Annotated in this window: 19 protein-coding genes and 2 tRNA genes; 15 read left to right on the top strand and 6 right to left on the bottom strand. The window is 35.9% G+C overall.

Annotated features, from left to right (window positions below):
- Positions 1-104: 104 nt before the first annotated feature.
- The 4 genes from QSV08_RS01760 to QSV08_RS01745 form a co-directional block, all read right to left on the bottom strand.
- Entirely contained in the window at positions 105-1,301 is a 1,197-nt protein-coding gene (locus QSV08_RS01760; protein ID WP_324026024.1) for a DUF4861 domain-containing protein, read from the bottom strand.
- A gap of 4 nt (positions 1,302-1,305) precedes the next feature.
- Positions 1,306-2,100, bottom strand: a complete 795-nt coding sequence (locus QSV08_RS01755) for a gluconate 5-dehydrogenase (protein ID WP_324026022.1) — start codon at positions 2,098-2,100, stop codon at positions 1,306-1,308.
- A gap of 4 nt (positions 2,101-2,104) precedes the next feature.
- The gene (gene kduI, locus QSV08_RS01750; protein ID WP_324026020.1) at positions 2,105-2,944 is read right to left on the bottom strand and encodes a 5-dehydro-4-deoxy-D-glucuronate isomerase; all 840 of its coding nucleotides are present in this window, start codon (positions 2,942-2,944) and stop codon (positions 2,105-2,107) included.
- A 308-nt stretch (positions 2,945-3,252) separates the two neighbouring features.
- Complete coding sequence (locus QSV08_RS01745) at positions 3,253-4,113, bottom strand: acyl-CoA thioesterase (protein WP_324026019.1); 861 nt, start codon at positions 4,111-4,113, stop codon at positions 3,253-3,255.
- A 479-nt stretch (positions 4,114-4,592) separates the two neighbouring features.
- Between QSV08_RS01745 and QSV08_RS01740 the strand changes: the two genes are divergently transcribed.
- From QSV08_RS01740 to QSV08_RS01670, 15 genes are all read left to right on the top strand, one after another.
- Positions 4,593-5,774 carry an acetyl-CoA C-acyltransferase gene (locus QSV08_RS01740; RefSeq protein ID WP_324026018.1) on the top strand — a complete coding sequence of 394 codons (1,182 nt, stop codon included), beginning with the start codon at positions 4,593-4,595 and terminating at the stop codon, positions 5,772-5,774.
- Between the two features lie 713 nt (positions 5,775-6,487).
- Positions 6,488-9,367: a TonB-dependent receptor domain-containing protein gene (locus tag QSV08_RS01735; protein WP_324026016.1), complete on the top strand. Its 2,880-nt coding sequence runs from the start codon at positions 6,488-6,490 to the stop codon at positions 9,365-9,367.
- Positions 9,368-9,541: 174 nt separating this feature from the next.
- A complete protein-coding gene (locus tag QSV08_RS01730; RefSeq protein WP_324026014.1) occupies positions 9,542-10,150 on the top strand; it encodes a Crp/Fnr family transcriptional regulator in 609 nt (202 codons plus the stop codon).
- A 160-nt stretch (positions 10,151-10,310) separates the two neighbouring features.
- Positions 10,311-12,125 carry an acyl-CoA dehydrogenase gene (locus tag QSV08_RS01725; RefSeq protein ID WP_324026012.1) on the top strand — a complete coding sequence of 605 codons (1,815 nt, stop codon included), beginning with the start codon at positions 10,311-10,313 and terminating at the stop codon, positions 12,123-12,125.
- A 103-nt stretch (positions 12,126-12,228) separates the two neighbouring features.
- Entirely contained in the window at positions 12,229-13,002 is a 774-nt protein-coding gene (locus tag QSV08_RS01720) for a glucose 1-dehydrogenase (RefSeq protein WP_324026010.1), read from the top strand.
- Between the two features lie 53 nt (positions 13,003-13,055).
- Complete coding sequence (locus QSV08_RS01715) at positions 13,056-14,276, top strand: acyl-CoA dehydrogenase family protein (RefSeq protein WP_324026008.1); 1,221 nt, start codon at positions 13,056-13,058, stop codon at positions 14,274-14,276.
- Positions 14,277-14,390: 114 nt separating this feature from the next.
- Complete coding sequence (locus QSV08_RS01710; protein ID WP_324026007.1) at positions 14,391-15,458, top strand: phosphotransferase family protein; 1,068 nt, start codon at positions 14,391-14,393, stop codon at positions 15,456-15,458.
- 5 nt (positions 15,459-15,463) lie between these two features.
- Positions 15,464-15,847: a hypothetical protein gene (locus QSV08_RS01705; protein WP_324026005.1), complete on the top strand. Its 384-nt coding sequence runs from the start codon at positions 15,464-15,466 to the stop codon at positions 15,845-15,847.
- A gap of 49 nt (positions 15,848-15,896) precedes the next feature.
- Positions 15,897-16,652 (top strand): SDR family NAD(P)-dependent oxidoreductase, encoded by a 756-nt coding sequence (locus tag QSV08_RS01700; RefSeq protein ID WP_324026003.1) that lies wholly within the window; start codon positions 15,897-15,899, stop codon positions 16,650-16,652.
- Between the two features lie 5 nt (positions 16,653-16,657).
- A complete protein-coding gene (locus QSV08_RS01695) occupies positions 16,658-17,428 on the top strand; it encodes an enoyl-CoA hydratase/isomerase family protein (RefSeq protein WP_324026002.1) in 771 nt (256 codons plus the stop codon).
- A gap of 72 nt (positions 17,429-17,500) precedes the next feature.
- Positions 17,501-18,505: an NADP-dependent oxidoreductase gene (locus tag QSV08_RS01690; protein ID WP_324026000.1), complete on the top strand. Its 1,005-nt coding sequence runs from the start codon at positions 17,501-17,503 to the stop codon at positions 18,503-18,505.
- A 98-nt stretch (positions 18,506-18,603) separates the two neighbouring features.
- Positions 18,604-19,578: an NADPH:quinone oxidoreductase family protein gene (locus QSV08_RS01685; protein ID WP_324025999.1), complete on the top strand. Its 975-nt coding sequence runs from the start codon at positions 18,604-18,606 to the stop codon at positions 19,576-19,578.
- Between the two features lie 65 nt (positions 19,579-19,643).
- Complete coding sequence (locus QSV08_RS01680; RefSeq protein ID WP_324025998.1) at positions 19,644-20,381, top strand: SDR family NAD(P)-dependent oxidoreductase; 738 nt, start codon at positions 19,644-19,646, stop codon at positions 20,379-20,381.
- A 4-nt stretch (positions 20,382-20,385) separates the two neighbouring features.
- Positions 20,386-20,850, top strand: coding sequence for a MaoC family dehydratase (locus QSV08_RS01675; RefSeq protein ID WP_324025997.1), 465 nt, complete (start codon positions 20,386-20,388; stop codon positions 20,848-20,850).
- A gap of 74 nt (positions 20,851-20,924) precedes the next feature.
- Positions 20,925-22,745: an AMP-dependent synthetase/ligase gene (locus QSV08_RS01670; protein ID WP_324025995.1), complete on the top strand. Its 1,821-nt coding sequence runs from the start codon at positions 20,925-20,927 to the stop codon at positions 22,743-22,745.
- Positions 22,746-23,676: 931 nt separating this feature from the next.
- On the opposite strand, the gene QSV08_RS01665 is transcribed toward QSV08_RS01670, so the two are convergent.
- Together QSV08_RS01665 and QSV08_RS01660 are read right to left on the bottom strand one after the other, a co-directional pair.
- Positions 23,677-23,751, bottom strand: a tRNA-Pro gene (locus tag QSV08_RS01665).
- Positions 23,752-23,790: 39 nt separating this feature from the next.
- Positions 23,791-23,879, bottom strand: a tRNA-Ser gene (locus tag QSV08_RS01660).
- Positions 23,880-23,896: the final 17 nt, after the last annotated feature.

Below are 23,896 nucleotides of genomic sequence, written 5' to 3'. Positions count from 1 at the left end.
TATTTAATTGATACTACATATCTCTTTATTTAGCATAAAAACCTATGTATCATCTTTCATAAAAAATATGAGAAATTATGCTAACCGTATATTCTCTATCAACTTTACTTCGAGAGCTTAACTACTAAAGGCTTATTTACTTTTTTAGCAAATTGAGCCAAATAATTATTCCACTCTTCTTTAGTGTTGAATTGTTTGCTTTTTTTCCATCCAAAACCGGTATAATAAACTACTTCACCATTAATCACTTTTAATTGGGCATACAGATTGCTTAAATCTTTTGCATTGGTCTCATATTTATCATAACCCAGAAACGTGTTTGGCTTAGCTACAATACCTGTACCTAATTCAGTTTCAAAATAAGGTTCCCAATAACTCACCCATCCTTTTTCAACATCGGTAGTTACTACGCCATCTTTCTCATGTAATGTAAGCCCCACAGATAGTGTTTCTGAACCTTCAATTTCAACTCTGAATTTAGTAAGGTTGCTACCGCGATCTAAAGAGATAAATTTCTTTTCTACTATTGTCTTCTCTCCTGCTTTCCATGGTGCGTAGGTAATCCAAAAACTAGTTCTAAGTGGTCCTGTTTCAATAGTCTTGTATTCAGTAAAGTTTCTTGAAAATTGATATGTTGTATCTACTTTAACCGCTATACCACCTACTCCTCTACTGGTACCTACATGAAAATTATCTAAGCCTTCGCCATCATCTTCATGGTAAGAACCATCTGTCTCCAATTCTTTTTTATACCATTTATTGATAATAGGATAATCTACCCTTTTCAGCCATGCATCCATTCCGCTTGAAAGTGTACCGCCAGGAATACTGTCTTCTATCATTTTTTGTGCAACCGGACCATAGGTTCTAAAAGCTACTCTATCGTTTTCCCAAGCATAATCATCTGTACGCTCTGGTACAAATCTTGAATAACACTTTGGTATATCATCAGAATGCACTTCTATATCCTTAAGTGTTACGGTAAATTTTTTATTTGAATTTGCTGCTATTTCCGGTTGAAACAAAAGTACATCTGCAGTACCATCTCCATCAATATCACTTAATTGTGAAATGAGTTCTTTTGTGCTACCAACTTCACTAATTCTATAAGATTTTCCAGATACCAGCTTTAACGTAATATCAGATTTCAAAAGGTCTAAATCAATTTCAACAGTTTCAAAAGAACGATCAATATTTAAACTATTGCTAACTATAATCTCAAATGGCTTATCATTGTCACAACCTACCAAAAACAAGGTTATAATTGCCACACCGTATTTAAACCAATTTTGAGTAATCATTATATTAATTTTCGTTACTTGGTTTGCCTATCGTTGCTAAAATACCACCATCTACATACAAAATATGCCCGTTTACAAAATCGCTAGCCTTAGACGACAAAAATATCGCTGCCCCTGCTAAATCATCTGGGTCTCCCCATTTTGCAGCTGGCGTTCTGTTTAAGATAAACTCATTAAACGGGTGCCCATCTACTCGTATTGGTGCGGTCTGACTCGTTGCAAAATATCCCGGTCCTATACCATTAACCTGTATATTATGCTTTGCCCATTCCGTCGCCATATTTTGTGTCAGCATTTTTAATCCGCCTTTTGCAGCGGCATAAGCGCCAACAGTATTTCTACCTAGCTCACTCATCATTGAGCAAATATTGATGATTTTACCCTGTTTTCTAGCTATCATGCTTTTTACCACATGTTTAGAAACAATAAACGGACTCACCAAATCAACATTCACTACCTCTTTAAAGTCTTCAACCTCCATATCTTCTAAAGGTGTTCTTTTAATGATTCCGGCATTGTTCACCAGAATATCAATAGCACCAACTGTTGCTTGAATATCATTTACAGCTTTTATTACAGCGGTCTCATCGGTAACATTAAACTTAAATCCGTAGGCATCAATACCCAACGATTTATAAAATGCTACTGCATCATCAATTTTAGATTGCGATGAATTACCGTTAATAATCAATCGTGCACCAGCCAAGCCTAAGCCCTTTGCCATCGCCATACCAAGACCATGGGTACTACCGGTTACTAAAGCAATCTTTCCCTTTAGATTGAATAATTCAGTACTCATAAGCTTACTTTAAATCTGTTATTGCCGCAACATCCATATCGTTATAGTCTAAATTTTCACCTGCCATACCCCATATAAAAGTATAATTAGATGTTCCTGATCCACAGTGAATAGACCATGGTGGCGAAATTACAGCTTGGTGGTTATGCATCCATATATGACGCGTTTCTTGTGGTTGACCCATAAAATGACACACTGCCTGACCTTCTGGTACATCTAAATAAAAATACACCTCCATTCTACGATCGTGAACGTGTGCCGGCATCGTGTTCCAAACACTTCCGGTTTTTAATTTGGTCATTCCCATTTGAAGTTGACACGTAGTCACTACTCCCCCAATAATCATTTGACTAACCGTTCTATGATTTGCCGTTTCTAATGATCCCAACTCTAATTTATTCGCTTCTTCTAAGCTTACTTTTTTAGTTGGGTACGTAGTGTGTGCTGGTGCTGAATTAATGTAAAACTTAGCGGGATTTTTTAAATCGTCACTTTTGAAAACAACATCTTTTGCCCCCATACCAATGTATAAGGCATCTTTATGACCTAAACTAAAACTTTTACCATCTACCTCAACAGATCCTGCTGCACCGACATTAATTATACCCATTTCTCTTCTTTCCAAGAAAAATTCTGCTTTCAATGGGTCAATGGTTTCTAGTTTTAAATCTGATACAGGAACCGCAGACCCAGCAATATAGCGGTCATAATGCGTATAAGTTAGATTGATTTCTCCCTTCTTCATAAGGTTATTGATCAAAAATTCATCTCTTAAAGCTGTGGTATCATACTTTTTAACCGCTTCAGGACTAGAAGCGTATCTTGTTTGATAGGTTGTAGACATATACTTATATTATTAAATTAAACTGTACACTTTAAAATTATCTAAAGTCATGAAATTCTTAGCAATTCTGACCTATAAACACTTAACATAGTTTATGTTAAGTCAAAACATATTTGCAATTAAAATAACAAAAATCAACTTCAATAACGCTAGATATTCTTAAAATTCAGGGATTATAGGCTTAGCTCAAACTAGATGTAAAACAGCATTTTGAAATTGTAAAAAAAGGTTTAGAATAAATTTTACAATTGAAATCACTTGTATCCTCACAATACTATTTCCACTAATCATCAAAAAACTCACTATAATTATAAACTTTGACGCATTAACCCTTCTTGCGCAACCGAAGCCACTAAAACCCCTTTTCTATCGTAAACACTACCTCTTGCAAATCCGCGAGAATTAGATGCACTTGGGCTATCCATACTATACAACAACCATTTTGTAATATCAAATTCTCTATGAAACCAAATTGCATGGTCTAAACTAGCATAAAACGTTTCACCTTTATTCAATTGCTCTCGATGTGGTAAAGTAGCTGTTGTTAGCAAGTTATAATCAGAAGCATACGCTAATAATTGTTGCTGCATTGGTAAATTAATTTCAGCCGTATCAGAGGTTCGAATCCAAGTATTAAAAAAAGGAGAACCATTCTCTACCAACTGAGTTGTAAATTTTTCTACGGGTTTAAAATCAAATACTTTAGGCTGTATAGCCTTCAGTCTTTTATAAGCCCCTGGGTATAGATCTTTTATCTCTTCTAATTGCTCAAGACTCGTTGTTAATTTCTCTGGAGGAATTAAATTAGGCATTGGAAACTGATGATTAACTCCATCAGATTTTACCTGAAAAGATGCTGCCATATTAAAGATAGCTGTCCCATTTTGTTTCGCCACTACTCTTCTTGTGGTAAAACTACCTCCATTTCTAATAGTATCTACCTCATAAACAATAGGATATCTTAAATCTCCGCCTAAAATAAAATAACCGTGTAATGAATGTGCAATACGATCTTCTGGAACTGTTTGATAAGCTGCATGCAAAGCTTGTGCTAGCACTTGCCCTCCAAAAACCCTTCCCCAGGGCGCTTGATAATTTTGCCCTTCAAATGTGGTATCATCTATTTTTTTCAGAGTTATCAACTCTATTAATTCTTTAATTGTCTGCATGTTTAATAACTGGTTGTAAGTGGAACAATTTAAGTATAAAAAAACTAAAAGCGTATGGTTACAGCGATTCACTTCTAAAAAAACACTAGAGAAAAGCAACTGAAATTTTATATAAAAAATACTTCTTTTCACTTATACGAAAATGTAAAATCGTACTCCCATAATAAATTATAATATAAATAAAAATCCAAAAAAATATAGTTTCAAACACACAAGCTAATTACGAAAAAGATGATTTTCATTAAACTATTATATTAAATCGCTGAAATTTTGTTAAAATATTGATTAATTACAAAGCTTTTTCTACCATTGTTGATAATAAACAACAGCTGATTTTAAAAAATTAGATGACTTTTATCGTATGAATGACTCATACTAGTATTGACAAACTACTACACCAGTTTATGCCAATTACCAATTATAGATGCAGACTTAAAAACCTATAATCAAATAAAAAACTAACTTATAAAATATAAAACATGAAAGACGCAGTAATTGTATCAACGGCTAGAACGCCTATGGGGCGAGCATATAAAGGGGCAATGAATGCCACCCAAACGCCTACAATGGCAGGTTGGGCAATACATGAAGCTGTTAAACGCTCTGGGGTAGATCCGGCAGAAATCGATGATGTAATTATGGGTTGTGCTTTACCCCAAGGGTCTTCAGGTATGAATATAGGTCGAATGGCTGCTCTTGCAGGTGGTTTACCCGTAACTGTTTCTGGTATGACCATTGATCGTCAATGTTCTTCTGGTATGATGGCGATTGCAACAGCTGCTAAACAAATTTTGCATGACGGCATGAGTGTTGCAATAGGCGGCGGCGTAGAATCAATTTCTATGGTTCAAAACGAACATATGAATACATTTCATATGGTAGACAAAAAATTAAAAGCTATTCATAAAGATGTTTATATGCCAATGCTACAAACTGCTGAAGTGGTTGCAAAACGCTATAATATAAGTCGAGAAGCACAAGATGTATACGCACTTCAATCTCAAATGCGAACTGCAGCAGCTCAAGAGGCAGGAAAATTTGATGATGAGATCATACCAATTGAAACGATCAAAGCAATAATAGATAAGGAAACTAAAGAAATGAGGTTTCACCCAGCTTATTTAAATAAAGATGAAGGTAACAGACCCGAAACAACGGCTGAAGGTTTAGCCAGTTTACGCTTAGTAAATGAAGGCGGAACAATAACTGCGGGTAATGCCAGCCAAATGTCTGACGGTGCATCTGCCTGTGTTTTAATGGATTCTAAATTAGCAGAACAACGTGGTGTTTCTCCCTTAGGTATTTATCGCGGTATTGCCGTTGCTGGTTGTGAGCCTGACGAAATGGGAATCGGACCTGTTTACGCCATTCCCAAACTATTAAAGGCTCATGGCTTAAAAATGAGTGACATTGGTCTTTGGGAACTGAATGAGGCTTTTGCCGTTCAGGTGCTGTATTGCCAAGAAAAATTAGGTATACCTAACGAATTAATGAATGTAAATGGTGGCGCTATTTCTATTGGGCACCCGTATGGTATGTCTGGATCAAGAATGGTTGCTCATGCCTTGATCGAAGGAAAAAGACGCGGTGCCAAATATGTAGTATCTACCATGTGTGTTGGTGGTGGAATGGGTGCTGCAGGACTTTTTGAGGTGGTATAAAATCACATCAAACATTGTAATTAATACAACCATTACACATTTTATATATAAACAACCTCGTGGTGAACCCACGAGGTTTTGCATAAGAAATAACCTTTAAATTTCAAGCCAAGCTTCACAGTATTTAAATATCTATTATTAAGTTAATATTTAATTGACAACAAAACAGTATTACTTAATCATTGAAAAAGTGAAACCTTTTATCACTTTTAAAAACACCATAATCTGCATTATACGTTGTTAGAATTACACCATTTATAATATAGAAAAAATTTAAAATGACTTTTATAATCATTTTGATAACCACTAATTTAAATTCTAAAGCACAACTTCTCACTGTATACATTTTTGGTTACCAATTTAAGAATCTCAAATACCATTCAAGAACAGCGCACTTAATAACGGCTTAACAGGTATAAAACTGATTTGAATTTACACAAACCTGATAAGGGTACTTCTAAATTTAGATATTAATAGAACTATTTAAGCAGGATTAAAGGATTGAAAGGGTGTCGAAAATTAATTACCCACAGTGATTATACTTAAGAAATAGAATATTTATCTTTTTAATTTTAATCAATAAATACCCCTATAAATTATCATATATATAAATATGTACTACAAAAATTATTAATTTAATTTATTAAACTAGTTTAATTTAATTATTTAATAATATCTATATATTAGAGCGAACATTAAACCGATCAACCAAAATGAAAAAATTCTTATTAACGACATTGGCAATCTTTGTGCTATCAACAGTCGCTCTTACAGCACAAACCACTATTTCTGGAGTAATTACAGATGAAAAAATTGGCGACCCTTTAGTTGGTGCCAATGTAATAATACAAGGAACCAACACTGGTGCGAGTACAGATTTTGATGGAAAATTCACCATTACTAGTAACGAACCGCTTCCTTGGAAATTATCTATTAGTTATTCTGGTTATGCCGCTAAAATAATACCGGTAACCAGTGCTAGCGCTAACCTAAAGTATAGCCTAAAAGAAAGTGCTTTTATAATAGATGAAGTGGTCATATCTGCCTCAAGAAGAAGAGAAAAGGTACAAGAAGCTCCCGCTTCGGTAACTGTACTGTCTGCTAAAAAATTAGTGGGCTCTCCTCAAATTGATGCTGCAAGAAATTTGATTAATGTACCGGGTGTTACTGTTCAGCAGCAATCTGGCTCTAGAATGAATTTTGAAATGAGAGCAGCTGCCAGTACCTTTAGTACAAGAGTTTTTCCTATTAAAGATTATAGAAGTTTGGTAGCACCAGGAAATAATACATTTCAATCAGATAAATCTGGACTTAGTACTATTGATATTGAACGAATTGAAGTGGTTAGAGGTGCAGGATCTGCACTTTATGGTCCTGGTGTAACTTCTGGTGTTATCCACTTTATCACTAAAAGCCCTATTGATCAACCTGGTACTACAGTTCAGGTTTATGGTGGCGAATTAAATACTTACGGTGCTGCATTACGACATGCCACTAAAGTATCTGATAAATTTGGTTACAAAATAAATCTACAATATAACCGTGGTGATGAATTTACGCTAGATGGTTCAGAAGGCACAACTGCAGCTGACGGTACTTTTACAAGACAAATTGATAAGTTTAGTTCTATAATTACACAACCTGCTCTTACCTCATCAGGTGTAGTTGATGATCGTACACCTGGTAAAACTTTACTAGAATTAACCCCTAGAGCAGATGGAAATGTTATGCAAGATTATTATTGGAACATGGGTTCTGATATTACTTTAGAATTTCGTCCAGAAGATGATTTAAGCATTGTAGTCGCAGGGGGATTAAATCAAGCTTCTTCTGTATTTTATAATGATTTAGGGGAGGGTTTATCACAACCGCAAGAAGTTTGGGGACAAGCAAGAATGCAGAAAGGTGGGTTGTTTGCTCAATTTTATACAACTCACACAAATTACGGTCCTGAAGACAGACCTATATTTTTATATCAAACAGGTAATAGAACTCCAACAGCTATAAAACAATACGAAGGGCAATTGCAATATAACTTTGATATTCCTGATTTTTTAAATGCAAATTTTACGGTTGGGTCAGATTACCGTCTTACTAAAATAGATACCGAAGGATTGGTGCATGGTAGAAACGAAAACGATGATGATTATAATGTATTCGGTATCTATGCGCAGGGTAAATTCGCATTGGCAAAAAAGTTAGATTTAGTTTTGGCAGGACGTTTTGATAAATTTAATATTCCTGATGAAACTGCTGTCGCTCCTAGAATTGCATTAGTGTATAAGGCAAGTCCAAAACATACGTTTAGAGCTTCTTTTAATAATGCTAGTTTCTCTCCTTCTGCCTCAGAATGGAATTACGATTTCCCAGTAAATTCTCCTGTTCCGGGCTTTCTTGATTTTTGGTTAGCCGGGTCAAATGACATTCATTCATTTGATAATGCAACAAGTATCGAATTTTTAAATCATAATGTAACAGCTGCTGGTATAAGTGGGGCAACTGGTATTCCTATAGAGGCACTAACGCCTCTTGCCGGTGCACTTCCGCAAGAATTACCTAAAGAATTATTAGGCACAGGCGGTCTTAGTAATGAGTTTGTTCATCAATTTGCATCAGGCTCTTTAATTGCAGCTATGCAAGCCAATGGCTTAGGAGACTTCATTGATGATATTCAAGGCGTGTTAGCAAATAGCCCTACCGGAAATAACGGAACATTTCTTGGAATTAACGCATTGGAAGGTGGTACACCTAATAATAATTTAACCAATACAGTACGTGGGGTAATAGCAACATCTAAGACTTATGAAGTTGGTTATAAAGGGATTATAGGTGATAAATTTTCTGCTTCTCTTGATTTGTATGCTATTACAGAAAGAGGCGGTTTTGACTTTACAGCAATTGCTCCGTTAATAGGTTTAAATGGTTTTAGTCAAGATCCTTTTTTAGCTAAAACAGGAGAATTAATAGGCGCATTAGTAGAAGCCGGTTTACCTCAAGAAGCTGCCACAAGTTTAGTCTCGCAAGCTTATGCAGGTACTGCCGCTTTAATCCCAAACTTTTATTCAACTGGTAGTGTTGAAACTAATAGAGTGCCACAAGATGATGGTATTTTACATGTTGCTGCAGGTTACAGAGTTTTTGATGCTCCTTATACAAGATATGGTGCAGATTTAGGTTTGCAATATTTCGCCTCGGATGAATTAACGTTCTTCGCCAACTACTCTTGGGTCAACGCTTCTGAATATGAAAGAGAACAAGGTGATGGTAGTGCACCATTTACTACCTTTTTAAATGCACCTGCAAATAAATATAGATTAGGAGCTAATTATGGAGGGGAAAAAGGAATTAGAGGTAACGTATCATTTCAACATGATGATGCCTTTACTGCAAGTGCCGGACAGTTTTCTGGTGAAGTTCAAGAAAAAAACTTGATTGATGCAGGTATTGGCTATGCTTTTAATAAAGATTTAGCAATAGACATTTCTGCCCAAAATTTATTCAATAATGAATACAGAGCTTTGGTCAATATGCCGGCAATTGGAAGAAGAATTATTGCCAAATTGACATATAGTTTTGGAGGAAATAAAAAATAGAAATAGACCTTAAAAAAAGATAAATATTGATGCTATAAACCAAAGTGAAAATTAAAATAGGTTCAGTCATAAGGCTTGATAAATAAAAAAAATATTTATCAAGCCACAATAAAGCAGTTTCTTAATTGAACAAAATGCCTATATTTATAAAGTCCCAAAAGATTTTACGAATAAATGACTGCAGCTGCTTCCAAAGATTATTTAACGAACCTTAAAAACAAAATTCTTTCATATACAGAGGTGGACGAAGAAATTTTAAACCACTGGTTGCTTTACTATAAAAGAATAGAAGTTAAAAAAGGTGATATGTTAATTTCTCCAGGGCAAATGGTAGAACACTTTTACTACGTTGCAAAAGGCTGTATTTACTATTATAAATTAGAAGAAGGTGAGCAAAAGGTTCTTGAGTTTTATACTGAAGATTTGTTCTTTACTGATTTACCTGCCTATGTAAAAGAAACGCCTTCTGACTATTATTTAAAAGCTTCTGAAAATACTATTGTGTATGCCATATCAAAATCTGATGGCGAAAATTCATTTAAAAAATCGCATCAATTAGAACGTTTCGGTCGCCTTTCAATGCAAGAGGCATTTATGAAAATTTTTACTCGGGTCGAAAGGTTAAGCAATAGAACTAACGAAGAACGTTATCTACGTCTTCTAGAAAAACGCCCAGATTTACTACAAAGGGTACCACAGTATTTAATTGCCTCATATTTAGGGCTTACACCTGTCGGACTTTCAAAAATTAGAAAGCGCATAAGTATATCGCAACAGAGTTAAATAATTAACAACTACATATTTTTAACCTACTTTTTACCATTCAAATTATCATAATCGTAAAATTTTAACCTTATATTATTATTTTATTAAACTGGTTTAATCAGTTTCGTATGAAATAATTCTAAATTGTCGTACGATAATTTCAAAGACAAAATTCGATATGGCAAACCAATATGTAGATTTAGAAACCCTTAAATTTTTATTATACAAAGTACATAGTGTACAAGATGTACTTGAGCAAGAACGTTATGCCGAGTATGATAAAGACTCCATAGAAATGCTTTTAAATTCTGTTAAGGATTTCTCTGATAAAGAACTATTTCCTTATTTCAGAGAAATGGACGAACAACCGGCGCATTTTAAAGATGGTGAAATTGTAGTACATCCGCAGGTAAACAAATACATGAAAGCCGCTGGTGAAATGGGCTTTATTTCTGGATCTTTTTCATATGAAGATGGTGGTATGCAATTGCCTCAAATGGTATTGAATGCTTCTGCTTTTATACAAGAAGCTGCTAATAATTACTTACCTGGTTATGTTGGTTTAACTGTTGGTTCTGCAGAATTAATAACACATTTTGGCAATAAAGAACTTAACGAAACCTATGTGCCAAAAATGCTAGAAGGTACTTGGGGCGGTACTATGTGCTTAACGGAACCTCAAGCGGGTAGTTCTTTATCTGATATTGTTACCTCTGCTACGCCAGATGGTGATTCATATAAAATAAACGGACAAAAAATATTTATTTCAGGAGGAGATTACCAAGGTGTAGAGAATATTGTGCATTTGGTATTAGCTCGAATTAAAGGAGCTCCTGCTGGTACAAAAGGAATTTCTCTATTTGTAGTACCAAAAAATAGACCAACCGCAGACGGTGGGTTAACCCCAAATGATGTTACTACAGTTGCCGATTTTCAAAAAATGGGTCAACGAGGGTACTGTACAACACACCTCTTTTTCGGGGACAAAGAAGATTGTACGGGTTGGTTAGTTGGTGAGCCTCACCAAGGTTTAAAATATATGTTCTTGATGATGAACGGAGCAAGAATTGGTGTTGGTAGAGGTGCTGCTGCAATTGCAACAGCTGCTTATCATGCTTCTTTAAATTATGCGAATGAAAGACCTCAAGGACGTAAGCTTACAAGCACAGGTAAAAAAGATGCTAATCAAGAGCAAACATTAATCATTAACCACCCAGATGTTAGAAGAATGTTATTGCTTCAAAAAGCAATTTCTGAAGGTTCGTTAAGCTTGATCTTTTTAACAGCGAAATACCACGACCTTTCTCTTGCAAGTGAAACTGCAGAAGAACGAGAAAAATATAGATTGTTATTAGAAATAATGACTCCTGTAGTAAAAACATACCCTTCAGAAATGGGCAAAACATCTGTAGATACCGGTGTACAAGTTTTAGGCGGATACGGTTTTTGTTCTGATTACGTTTTGCAACAATACCTAAGAGATATTCGAATTTTTGCCCTTTATGAAGGTACCACTGGTATTCAATCTCAAGATTTATTAGGTAGAAAAGTAACCATGAATAATGGTGAAGCTTTAAAACTATTATCCGTAGAAATAAGCAACTCCATTAAGGCTAGTATGGCACATGATTCATTAGCTCCATATGCTAAAAAGTTAGCTGCCAAATTAGAATTAACACAAGATGTATTGAAATCATTAATGGGCTTTGCCATGAAAGGTGATTACCAACGTTTTTTAGCAGATGCTACTCCTTTTATGGAATTTTTCAGTAACATTTTAATGGGATGGTTATGGTTAGACTTAGCTAGAGAAGCACAAAATGCCCTTGTAACCGGCAACAAAGAAAACAGTGCTGAATTCTACGAAAGTAAAATACATACAATGCAATTCTACTTCAAGTATGAATTGCCAAAAACTACAGGATTAGCAGAAATTTTAATGGACAATAAGACCGCCTTGACTATAGGTACCGATAAGGAAGTTTTTGTATAATTAAAATACTAGATTCTAAAATGTCATACTGAGCACAGTTCAATAAATAAGACTGATAAATGTTTTTCAGTGTGACATAAATACTATCAACTAACAACGAAAAATGAGCATAAAACAAAGATTTGATCTTACTGGAAAAGTAGCCGTAATAACAGGTTCTAGTAAAGGAATAGGACTCTCAATAGCTAAAGGTCTGGCAGAAAACGGAGCAAAAGTAGTCATCAGCAGTCGAAAACAAGATGCTGTTGACGCTGTTGCTAAAGAAATGCAAGAAGCTGGTTTTGAAGCAATCGGTATTGCATGTCACATTGGCGAAGCAGACCAGCGCGAAGCATTAATAGCTAAAACTATTGAGAAATATGGGAGAATAGATATTTTGGTAAACAATGCAGCGATCAACCCTTATTACGGACCTTTAGAAGCTTCTAATGAAGAGGCTTTTGATAAAATTATGAATGTAAATGTAAAAGCTCCATGCATACTTTCAAACTTAGTGCATCCGCATATGAAAGCACAAGGTAGCGGTAGTATTATCAACATTTCATCCGTAGAAGGAATTCACCCAGGTTTCAACCTTGGTTTATACAGTGTTTCTAAAGCAGCCATGATCATGCTATCCAAAAATCAAGCAAAAGAATGGGGAAGACACGGTATTCGCTCTAATGCAGTTTGCCCTGGACTGGTAAAAACAAAACTTAGTGAAGCGCTTTGGTCAGATGATAAATTGGCTGCCGGCTATAAAGCTGTAGTTCCATTGAGAAGAATTGCTATACCCGATGAATTAGCGGGAGTTGTAATGCTTCTAGCATCTGATGCCGGTTCGTATATGACAGGCGGTGAATATACCGTTGATGGTGGTTATTTAATTTCAGGATAAGGAAAGTATTTAGTGCTCAGTACAAAGTATTAAGTTGATAAAAGAAAAAGCTCATGAATTTTGAACATAGTGAAAAAGCAATTGCATTACAGAAAAAAGTACAAAATTTTGTTGATGAACATATTCTTCCAGTAGAAGCCGAAGTAGATGCTTTTCACCACAATCCGGAGAATGCTTGGAAAAAATGGCCAGGATTGGAAAACTTAAAACAAAAGGCTAAAGATGCTGGTCTATGGAATCTTTTTCTTCCAAAATCTTATGGCGATTTAAGTCCGGGATTAACCAATTTAGAATACGCCCCGCTAGCTGAAATAATGGGTCGTACCATATGGGTTCCCGAAATTTTTAATTGTAATGCTCCTGATACTGGCAATATGGAAGTACTTGCTAAATACGGTACTCCAGAACAGCAAGATAAATGGCTAAAACCTTTAATGAACGGCGAAATACGTTCTGCTTTTTTAATGACCGAACCAGATGTTGCTTCTTCAGATGCTACTAATATTGAAACATCTATAGTTGCCGATGGTGATGAGTATGTTATTAATGGTAGAAAATGGTGGTCGTCGGGCGCTATGGATCCTAATTGCAAGATTAGTATTGTAATGGGGAAAACAGATTTTGATGCTCCAAGACATGAACAGCAAAGTATGATTTTAGTACCTATGGATACTCCTGGACTGAAAATCATACGACACTTACCCGTTTTTGGTTATTCTGATTCTCCCGAAGGACATGCAGAGATTTTACTAGAAAATGTTCGCGTTTCTAAAGAAAATTTATTGGTGGGTGAAGGACAAGGTTTTGCCATTGCCCAAGGGCGATTGGGACCAGGTCGAATTCATCATTGTATGCGCCTAATTGGTATGGCACAGCGTTCGCTAGAAATCATGTCAGAACGTACCACTAAACGTAAGCCTTTTGGCAGAACCTTAGATACTTTTAGTAGTGTACGCCAAGATATCGCTAGTTCTGCATGTGAAATAGAGCAAACACGTTTGCTGGTATTATCTGCTGCCGATAAAATGGACAGACTAGGTAACAAAGAAGCTAAAGATTTAATTGCGATGATAAAAATTGTTACGCCAAAAATGGCTTTGAGCGTAATAGATAGAGCCATTCAAATTTTAGGCGGTATGGGTGTAAGTAACGACACTCCTCTAGCTCACTTTTATGCAGCTGCGAGAACATTGAGATTGGCCGACGGCCCAGATGAGGTACATATGAGTCAGTTAGGTAAGAATGTTATTAAGAAATACGCCAAACAAAGCTAGAATTCAATATCTAAAATACTGAAGTGCTACCTATTGACATTACAAAATAGGTGAACCAAAAGAAAGTCAATCAATTTTAAAAGCATCCCTCCTATTTAGGAAAGAAAACAACATATGAATATAAAACCAGTCAGAGAAGGTGAAGAATTAAATCAGGTAAATCTTAAGAAATTTCTTCTTGAGAACAATTTAATTGCTGATGCCGAAAGTCAACTTCAAGTTGAGCAATTTGCTAATGGCTTTTCAAACCTTACCTACTTACTGAATATTGAAAATAAAGAATACGTGTTACGACGACCACCTTTTGCTGCTCCAAAACGCGGGCACGATATGAGTCGTGAGTACAAGGTGATTTCTAATTTGAATTCTGTTTTTGACAAAACTCCGAAAGCATATACGTATACAGAAAATACTGATATTATAGGAGCTCCTTTTTATATTATGAGTAAAGTAGAAGGAATTATTTTAACCGCTAAAGAAGCGCATAAAAGACAGATTCCTGAAAATGAATTTAAAACAATCTCTAATACTTGGCTAGATACTTTTGTAGCCTTTCATGCAATAGATTACAAAGCAGCGGGACTTGAAAATTTAGGTCGCCCTGAAGGATATGTAGAGCGACAAGTAACGAATTGGAGCAAGCAATATTTAGCTGCTGCAACAGACGATGTCCCTACCGCAGGGAAAGTAATGAAATGGATGGCAGAGAATCAGCCTAAAAGCTACGATCACACTTTAATACACAATGATTTTAAGTATGACAATGTAGTTTTTAAGGATGATAGCTGGAAAGAAATAGCAGCTATTCTAGATTGGGAAATGTGTACCCTGGGAGACCCTTTAATGGACTTAGGTACTTCTTTGGGGTATTGGACCACGTATGCAGATCCAGATTTCATGAAGCAAGGGCTACAATCACCGACGGTTATGAAAGGCAATCCTCTTCGTGCAGAGATTGTTCAGCAATATGCATTAAAAAGTGGTCGAAATGTAGATAACTTAATTTTTTATTATGCCTACGGCTTGTTCAAAATTGCGGTAATCGCCCAGCAAATCTATTATCGTTTTAAACATGGACATACGAGCGATCCAAAATTTGCATACTTGAACAAAGCATCAGAACTATGCTGTAAAACAGCTTGGGAAGCGATACAAAAGAAACAGATAGACAATTTATTTTAAAATATTTGAAGACAACATCACATAATAAAATCAACCAAGAACAGCTAAAAGCTTTTTCTCAACTACCTACAGATAAACCTGTGGTAATGATTAATCTGCTAAAATTTAAAGACACTGTTGCAGAAACCGGACTATCAGGAGCAGAATCATATAAGGGATATATGAAAGCGGCTATGCCCTTCTTTCAAAAAGCGAACGCTGAAATTCTTTATTTGGGAAAACCTCAACGAACATTAATCGGACCTGAAGATGAAGCGTTATGGGATAAAATATTACTCGTAAAATATAACTCTACAGCTGATTTTTTAGGGATGCTAAAAGCAGAAGGATATCCGACTCACTTAAGAGATCAAGCCTTATTAGATTCAAGGTTAATTCAATGTGATTAGCATATCAAAATCAGAAGAGCTTAGAGAAACTAAGAATAAAACAAAATACATGAATTTAAAAGATAAAGTAGTTATAATAACAGGTGCCGGAAGCGGCATAGGTGCGGCAGCAGCCAAACTTTTAGGCGAACGAAACGCTACCGTCGTAGTATCAGATATCAACCTGAGCAATGCAGAAAAAGTAGCTGCTGAAATTGAAAAAAATGGGGGTATTGCATCTGCCATAAAAACTGATGTTACAAAATTTGAAGAGGTTGAAGCCCTAATAGCGAAAACAGTCTCAAAATATGACCGTGTAGATGTCATTGTTAATAATGCCGGTATAGGTGGCAAGCACCAATTGAAAACCGCTGAACATACTCATGACGATTGGCATAATGTCATTGCCGTAAATCAAACAGGTGTTTTTTACTGTATGCAGGCTGCATTAAAACAGATGATGAAGCAAGGTCATGGTACCATTGTAAATGTAGCTTCTTTGGCAGGTCTAAAAGCATCAGGAAACAATTTATCTTATAGTGCTAGCAAATTTGCCGTGGTAGGTATGACAAAGTCAGCAGCTTTGGAATACGGCGGTAAAAATATTCGTATTAATGCGGTTTGCCCTGGTTACACACATTCTGCTTTATTAGACCAACTACTTACGGTAAGACCCGATATGGGCGATTTACTGAAGAGATTAATACCCATGAAAAGATTTGGTGAAGCCAATGAAATAGCAGAAGGTATTTGCTTTCTTGCTTCTGATAATTCAAAATTCATGACAGGACAAACATTAACACTAGACGGAGGAACATCCTTATAAAATATATGAAGACATTAGAAATTACATATAAAGACGAGTACGCTATAGTACAAATGAATCGTGGTAAAGTCAATGCTATCAATGCAGAAATGGTAACCGAATTACGAGAGACTTTTAAATCTATAGCTTCAAATGATGAGGTTAAAGGAGTTATCCTTTCTGGTCAACCGCATTACTTTTCTGCAGGTTTAGACTTAATTGAGCTCTTTCAATATGACAAAGACCAAATAGAAAATTTCTTTTCTTCATTCGGCACTTTGTATTTAGAATTGGTTCAATTTAAAAAGCCATTCATTTCTGCAATTACAGGATATTCACCTGCCGGTGGATGTGTTTTAGCGGTAGCCAGTGATAATCGATATATGGCCGACGGAGATAAATATGTAATCGGTCTTAATGAGGTTGCAGTAAATATTCAGATAAGTCAAAACCTGACCGAAGTATATGCTTTTTGGATGGGTGATGGTTTGGCGAGCAAATATATTCTAGAAGGAAAACTTTTAACCGGTAAAGAAGCAGTATCCGCTGGTTTGGTAGATGAACTTGTTCCATTAGAAAATGTTTTGGAGCGCGCAGAAAAACAAATGCGCCTTTACATGAAAGCAGACCAACAAATTTGGATAAATACCAAAGCCAAAATTAGAAAACATCTTCTTGAAAAATTAGATGCAGATGGTAAAAACTCTTTAAAAGAAGCTGCTGAACTTTGGTGGAAACCAGAAATACGAGCAAAAATGAAAGCTTACGTAGAAAGTTTTTCAGGTAAGAAAAAGTAAACATTCAACGATCATAAATTAAAGACAATCAGATTCTAACTCGTATCAGATTGATCATAAAATAACTAACTCATGAACAAACAATTATTATTTGTAAAAAGACCCACTGGTGATGCTGATGCTTCAACATGGTCATTAGTCTCTAACCCTATTCCTACAATTAAAGAAGGTCAGGTATTGATACAACAACATTATGTATCTCTTGATCCTGCAATGCGTGGATGGATGAATGATGCAAAATCTTATATAGCACCAATGGAAATTAACTCGGTAATGCGAGCAGGTTCTGTAGGGCAAGTAATAGAGTCGAATAATCATCCGAAGTTTAAGGTTGGTGATTATGTTGCCGGTTATGCCGGTGTACAACAATACATTGCTACCGAAGGTGAAGGCTATTACAAAGTTGACCCAAACCTTGCTCCCCTACCCACCTATATCGGTACTTTAGGTATGACAGGTATGACTGCTTATTTCGGAATAACAGAAGTAGGTAAAATAAAAGAAGGTGATATTGTTTTAGTTTCTGGGGCCGCAGGTGCTGTTGGTAGCATTGTTGGGCAAGTTGCTAAAATAAAAGGCTGCAGAGTTATAGGTATTGCAGGCGGTGCCGATAAGTGTAAATATGTTGTTGATGAATTAGGTTTCGATGCATGTATCGATTACAAAAACGAAAATGTAAAAGACCGCATAAAAGAGGAATGCCCTAAAGGCTTAGATGTTTATTTTGATAACGTAGGTGGAGAAATTCTAGATTTAGCTTTAGGAAGACTTCGTATGCATGCAAGAATAGTTATTTGTGGAGCGATATCTCAATACAATAACAAAACCGCTATGAAAGGACCTAGTAACTACTTATCTCTATTGGTAAATAGAGCTAGCATGACAGGCATGGTTGTTTTTGATTACGCAGATAGATATGCAGAAGGAGCCAAAATTTTAGGTGGATGGATGGCGCAAGGAAAACTAAAAAGCAAAGAAGACATTTACGATGGAATTGAAAATTTCCCAGAAACATACAATCGTCTTTTCTCTGGCGATAAAATGGGAAAATTGGTATTAAAAATAATAGAAGAATAAATAATAAAATACAAGCGCAAATACAAAAATCAAATTCAGAAGTACAAAAGCTGAAATTTGAATTTGTATTTGAGTTTGACTTTTTAATCTTAATAGGTATGAAAGCTATACGATGTAAAAAATTCGGCCCTCCTTCTTCATTAGTATTGGAAGAAGTTGCTAATTTAAAACCGAAGGCAAAAGAGGTTTTAGTCGAAGTCAAGGCATGTGGATTGAATTTTCCAGATACATTGATTATTCAAGGCTTATATCAGTTTAAACCGGAATTGCCCTTTACACCAGGTAGTGATGTAGCAGGTATCGTTAAAGAAGTTGGAGAGGGAGTTTCTCATTTAAAAGTAGGTCAAGAAGTATTTGGTTTTGTAGCCCATGGTGGTTTGGCTGAAGAAGTTCTAGTACCTGCAAATGCTTGCTTCCCAAAGCCTCCCCAGATGGACTACCCCATTGCAGCCTCTTTTCTTATGGCATACGGCACTTCATACCATGCCTTAAAAGACAGAGGTAATTTGGCAGAAGGTGAAACACTTTTGGTCTTAGGTGCTTCAGGTGGTGTAGGCTTAGCCGCTGTTGAGCTCGGTAAGCTTATGGGAGCAAAAGTTATTGCGGCAGCTTCTACCGATGACAAGTTGGCTCTATGTAAAGAATATGGTGCAGACGAAACCATAAATTATACCACTCAAGACCTCAAAGCATCGATCAAAGAGCTGACCGGTGGTAAAGGTGTAGATGTAATATACGACCCCGTAGGCGGAACCTATTCAGAAGCAGCTTTTAGAGGTATAGCCCGAAATGGCAGGTACTTGGTTGTAGGTTTTGCAGCTGGCGATATTCCTAAAATTCCGCTGAATCTCCCTCTCTTAAAAGAAGCAGCCATAGTTGGTGTTTTTTGGGGTGCATTCGCAATGAAAGATGCTAAAGCGAATATGCAGAATACAATGGCTTTAATGAAATGGCATGCCGAAGGCAAATTAAAACCACATATTCACGCTGTTTATGATTTAAAAGATACAGCAACTGCACTTGAAGAAATGACCGAAAGAAAAGTGAAAGGCAAATTGATTGTTAAGGTTTGAAAAAATAAAAAATAACTGTCACTTCTGGTGCAGTCAAGAATATAGAAATTACAAAATAGAATAACATGAGATTAGAAAACAAAATAGCAGTAGTAACAGGTGGTTCTAGAGGAATAGGACAAGCTATATCTGAATTATTTGCAAAAGAAGGTGCTACAGTAATAATAGTAGATCTCTTACCTGAAGGGCAAGCGGTTGCAGACGGTATAAATGCTAGTGGTGGTAAAGCAGAGTTTCATTCCGTATCAGTAACAGAAAAATCGGCTATAGAAGCCTTATTTGCATCGATAAACGAAAAGTACGGAAAACTGGACATCCTTATCAACAATGCCGGAATTACAAGAGATAAAACTCTTGAAAAAATGAGTGAAGAGGAGTTTGATTCTGTAGTTAACGTAAATCTAAAAGGAGTCTTTTTGTGCACCCAAGCGGCAGCCCCATACATGAAAGCTAACAAATATGGTCGAATAGTAAGTGCAGCATCTAATGTTGGATTACGAGGCAACTTTGGTCAAACCAACTATGCTGCCACTAAAGCCGGAGTTATAGCAATGTCGAAAACATGGACTGTAGAACTAGGTAAATATGGCATTACAGCCAATGCAATTGCACCAGGTTTTACCATGACAGATATGGTAGCTAAAATACCTAAAGAGCATTTTGCCGCTATCGAAGCAAGTATACCTTTGAAAACTGTTGCACAGCCTATTGATATCGCTTACGGATATTTATATCTGGCATCAGATGAAGCGCGTTTTGTTTCTGGTATTTGTTTAACAATAGATGGTGGAACTTCAAGATAACAATATGGCAAAGTTAGAAATAGAAGATTTTAAGGCATTCAGAGAACTGGAAGGCAAACCACTACCAGAAGGTAATTGGATAACCGTAACTCAAGAAATGATCAACGATTTTGCCAAAGCAACGGGCGACCATCAATGGATTCATGTTGATGTTGAAAAGGCGAATAAATACTCTCCATTTAAAAAACCAGTAGCTCATGGTTTTTTGTCTGTGTCTTTGCTATCCAAAATGCTGGAAGACCTTATTATGGTAAAGTCAGCAAAAATGGGAGTGAATTACGGATTGAACAAAGTTCGTTTTCCGAGTCCTGTTTTGGTCGATAGTCGTCTTCGACTTAAAGGTACCATCGCGAATATTGAAGAATATGGTGATTCTGGCTTAAAAGTTATATGGAACTGTACAGTTGAAATCGAGGGCTCTGAAAAGCCTGCCTGCGTTGCAGAATTTATCAGCCTTATGTTTTCATAAAACCTCAACTTATGTAGTTAAATAAAATCACGGATAATTTATCGCAATTAAAATTAACAAAACAATCCAAAGCAATGACTAGACTATTTGACCTCTTATACTACCAATTAGAAAATCATCCATTAGAAAACTCTATAAACGGGCGAGATGCCTCTGGTAAATGGAAATCATATAGTTCACAGGAAGTTAAAGAAACTGCGGAAAGTATGGCATCAGGGTTATTGAATCTTGGTCTAAAACCCGGCGATAAAGTGGCTTTTGTCACCTATAAGAATAGACCAGAGTGGATGATTTTAGACTTTGCCATGCAAATGGCCGGATTGATAAGTATTCCTCTATACCCTACAATTAGCGTAGGTGAGTATGAATATATTTTAAATGAAGCTGAGGTAAAAGTAGCTTTTTGTGGAGGTGGAGATTTGTACCAGAAATTAAATGCTACTTGTAATAACGTACCTACTTTAAAACATATCTACACTTTAGACAAGCAAACTGACATTCCTTTTTGGGAAGATCTATTCAATGACTCACATAAGGCGGAAGTTGAGAAAATTAAAAGCGGAATTACAACTGAAGATTTGGCTACCATAATTTATACCTCAGGTACTACCGGAAATCCGAAGGGTGTAATGCTATCGCATAAAAATATAATGCACATCGCTTTGAAAACTTCTCCACATTTACAGGCGAAGCCGGGTAATAATGTGTTGAGTTTTTTACCCTTATGTCATATTTACGAACGCTCGGTGTCTTTTGTATACTATTATAAAAGTGCTAAAATATTCTTTGCAGGTACAGATAATTTAAGCGGGCCAGATGGTGATTTAGCTGCTGTGAAACCAGCCACGTTCACAACCGTTCCGAGATTGCTTGAGAAGATATACGAGGCTATTTACAACAAGGGCTTAGCTTTAGATGGCACAAAAAAGAAACTTTTCTTTTGGGCCTTAGCATTAACCGATGATTATGAAATAAATCAAAATTTATCTTTTGGTAAAAAGTTGAAATGGAAAATTGCCGATAAATTAATTTTTTCTAAATGGCGAGATGCTCTTGGTGGTAATATAAATGCAGTTGTTACAGGTGCTGCCCCATGCCCTGTAAAAGTAATGCGTGTTTTTTGCGCAGCAGGCATTCCTATTCGTGAAGGGTACGGACTTACAGAAACTTCACCAACACTAAGTGTAAATACTATGGAGCCCGATGGCGCACTATTAGGTTCTGCAGGTCCACTTATTGATGGAGTAGAAATATTAATTGATCAAGAAGGTGGAGATTATAGAGAAGGTGAAGGTGAAATTTTAGCATACGGACCAAATGTTATGATGGGCTATTACAAAAAACCAGAAGTAAATGACCAGGTTTTTTGCGAGATAGATGGCAAGCGATGGTTTCGTACTGGTGATATAGGTACATTGGTAAAAGGACCTACAGGTCGAGAATTTCTTAAGATTACAGATAGAAAAAAAGAATTACTTAAAACATCTGGCGGTAAATATGTTGCCCCAGCACCAATTGAAAATAGAATAAAAGAGGAGTTTTTAGTAGAACAAATGATGGTGATCGGTGATAAACAAAAATTTGTTTCTGCTTTGATAGTACCTGCAGAAGAAGCTTTAAAAAGTTATTGTAATAAAAAGGAAATTCCCTGGACCAGTTTAGACGAAATAATAAAACACTCAAAAGTTCTGAGGAAATATGAGAAGATCATAAATAAATACAATCCTGAATTTAGCCATGTAGAACAGATTAAAAAGTTTAAACTTATAGCCCGTGAATGGCTACCTGTACATGCTGATGGTGCAGATGCAGAATTAACCCCTACCCTTAAACTAAAACGTAGGGTAATAAGAGAGAAGTTTAGTGCTGAAATTTTGGATATCTATGCTGAATAATTAGTCTAATTAAAAAAATGAATTGAATTCTATAGTAAGGCGGTAATTGTTGTGAACTAATAACTTGATTTTCCTTGAAAAGATTATCATAACAAATTGCCTCCCTTTCGAAATTGCAATGAGTGTAAAAGCCTTATTATAGATTTTTAATTCACTAAACTACCCCATAGCACTAATTGGTAGTGTATTGTTTATTGCTATAATATTGGCTTTCATTTAATACGATTGACCCCAGCTTTTCTCTTCTATTTTTTGCACAAGTAACCGTAACGCCTTCTCTAATTATTTCATCCTCATAGCCAATGGGTCATTTTAAACCGTCTCATAAGATTAATACAAGTAGCGAATGTAAAGTACAAACATTAGGCGCTATTTAATACACGATTTACTAAGTTTTACTAATATTTGATTACAAAAAAAACTTACTTCGCAACCAAGGGTGTTTTTTACATTAAAAGTAGTTTCGTTTATTCTCCTATAAGCTATTAGCACTATCAGTTCTTTAATTGATTGCATTTATGATATTTATTTAAAATCAAAAGTCAAGTTGAAGAGATGAAACAAAAACAACAATATTATTTATCACACAAATAACAACTTTGCAAATTAAAAACCACACTTTGATTTATATGCAGTAATCTCTTTTCAGCACCATTACAAGACGAAATTCGTCAGAGAGCTAATCTGAGTCAGAATAGAATAAAATGTATCTGTAACGCCATTAAAAGACCTATAATTCAATAATGCCAGGTAAACAAAAAGTGTTATGTAAAAATAAATTACGTTGAAGAAAATTTAATGGCATTTATGACTATACAATAGAAAATATTAGGTGTTCAGATTTTAAAAAAATATAGAACAAAGTAACACATCTGAACAAACGTTAAAATTAAAGCATAAAAAAACCAGTTCATTTCTGAACTGGTTTTTGTCGGGGTGGCAGGATTCGAACCTGCGACCTCCTCGTCCCAAACGAGGCGCGATAACCGGGCTACGCTACACCCCGAATTGGTTATCAAAAAATATGTCTCTCAACACATTGTTGCGGAGAGACAGGGATTCGAACCCTGGGTAAGTGTTTCCACCTACGACGATTTAGCAAACCGTTCCTTTCGGCCACTCAGGCACCTCTCCAGTAATTCTTCAATGAA

The organism is Maribacter sp. BPC-D8 (assembly GCF_035207705.1).
Lineage (GTDB): Bacteria > Bacteroidota > Bacteroidia > Flavobacteriales > Flavobacteriaceae > Maribacter.
This window is presented reverse-complemented; position numbering and strand designations above follow the sequence as displayed.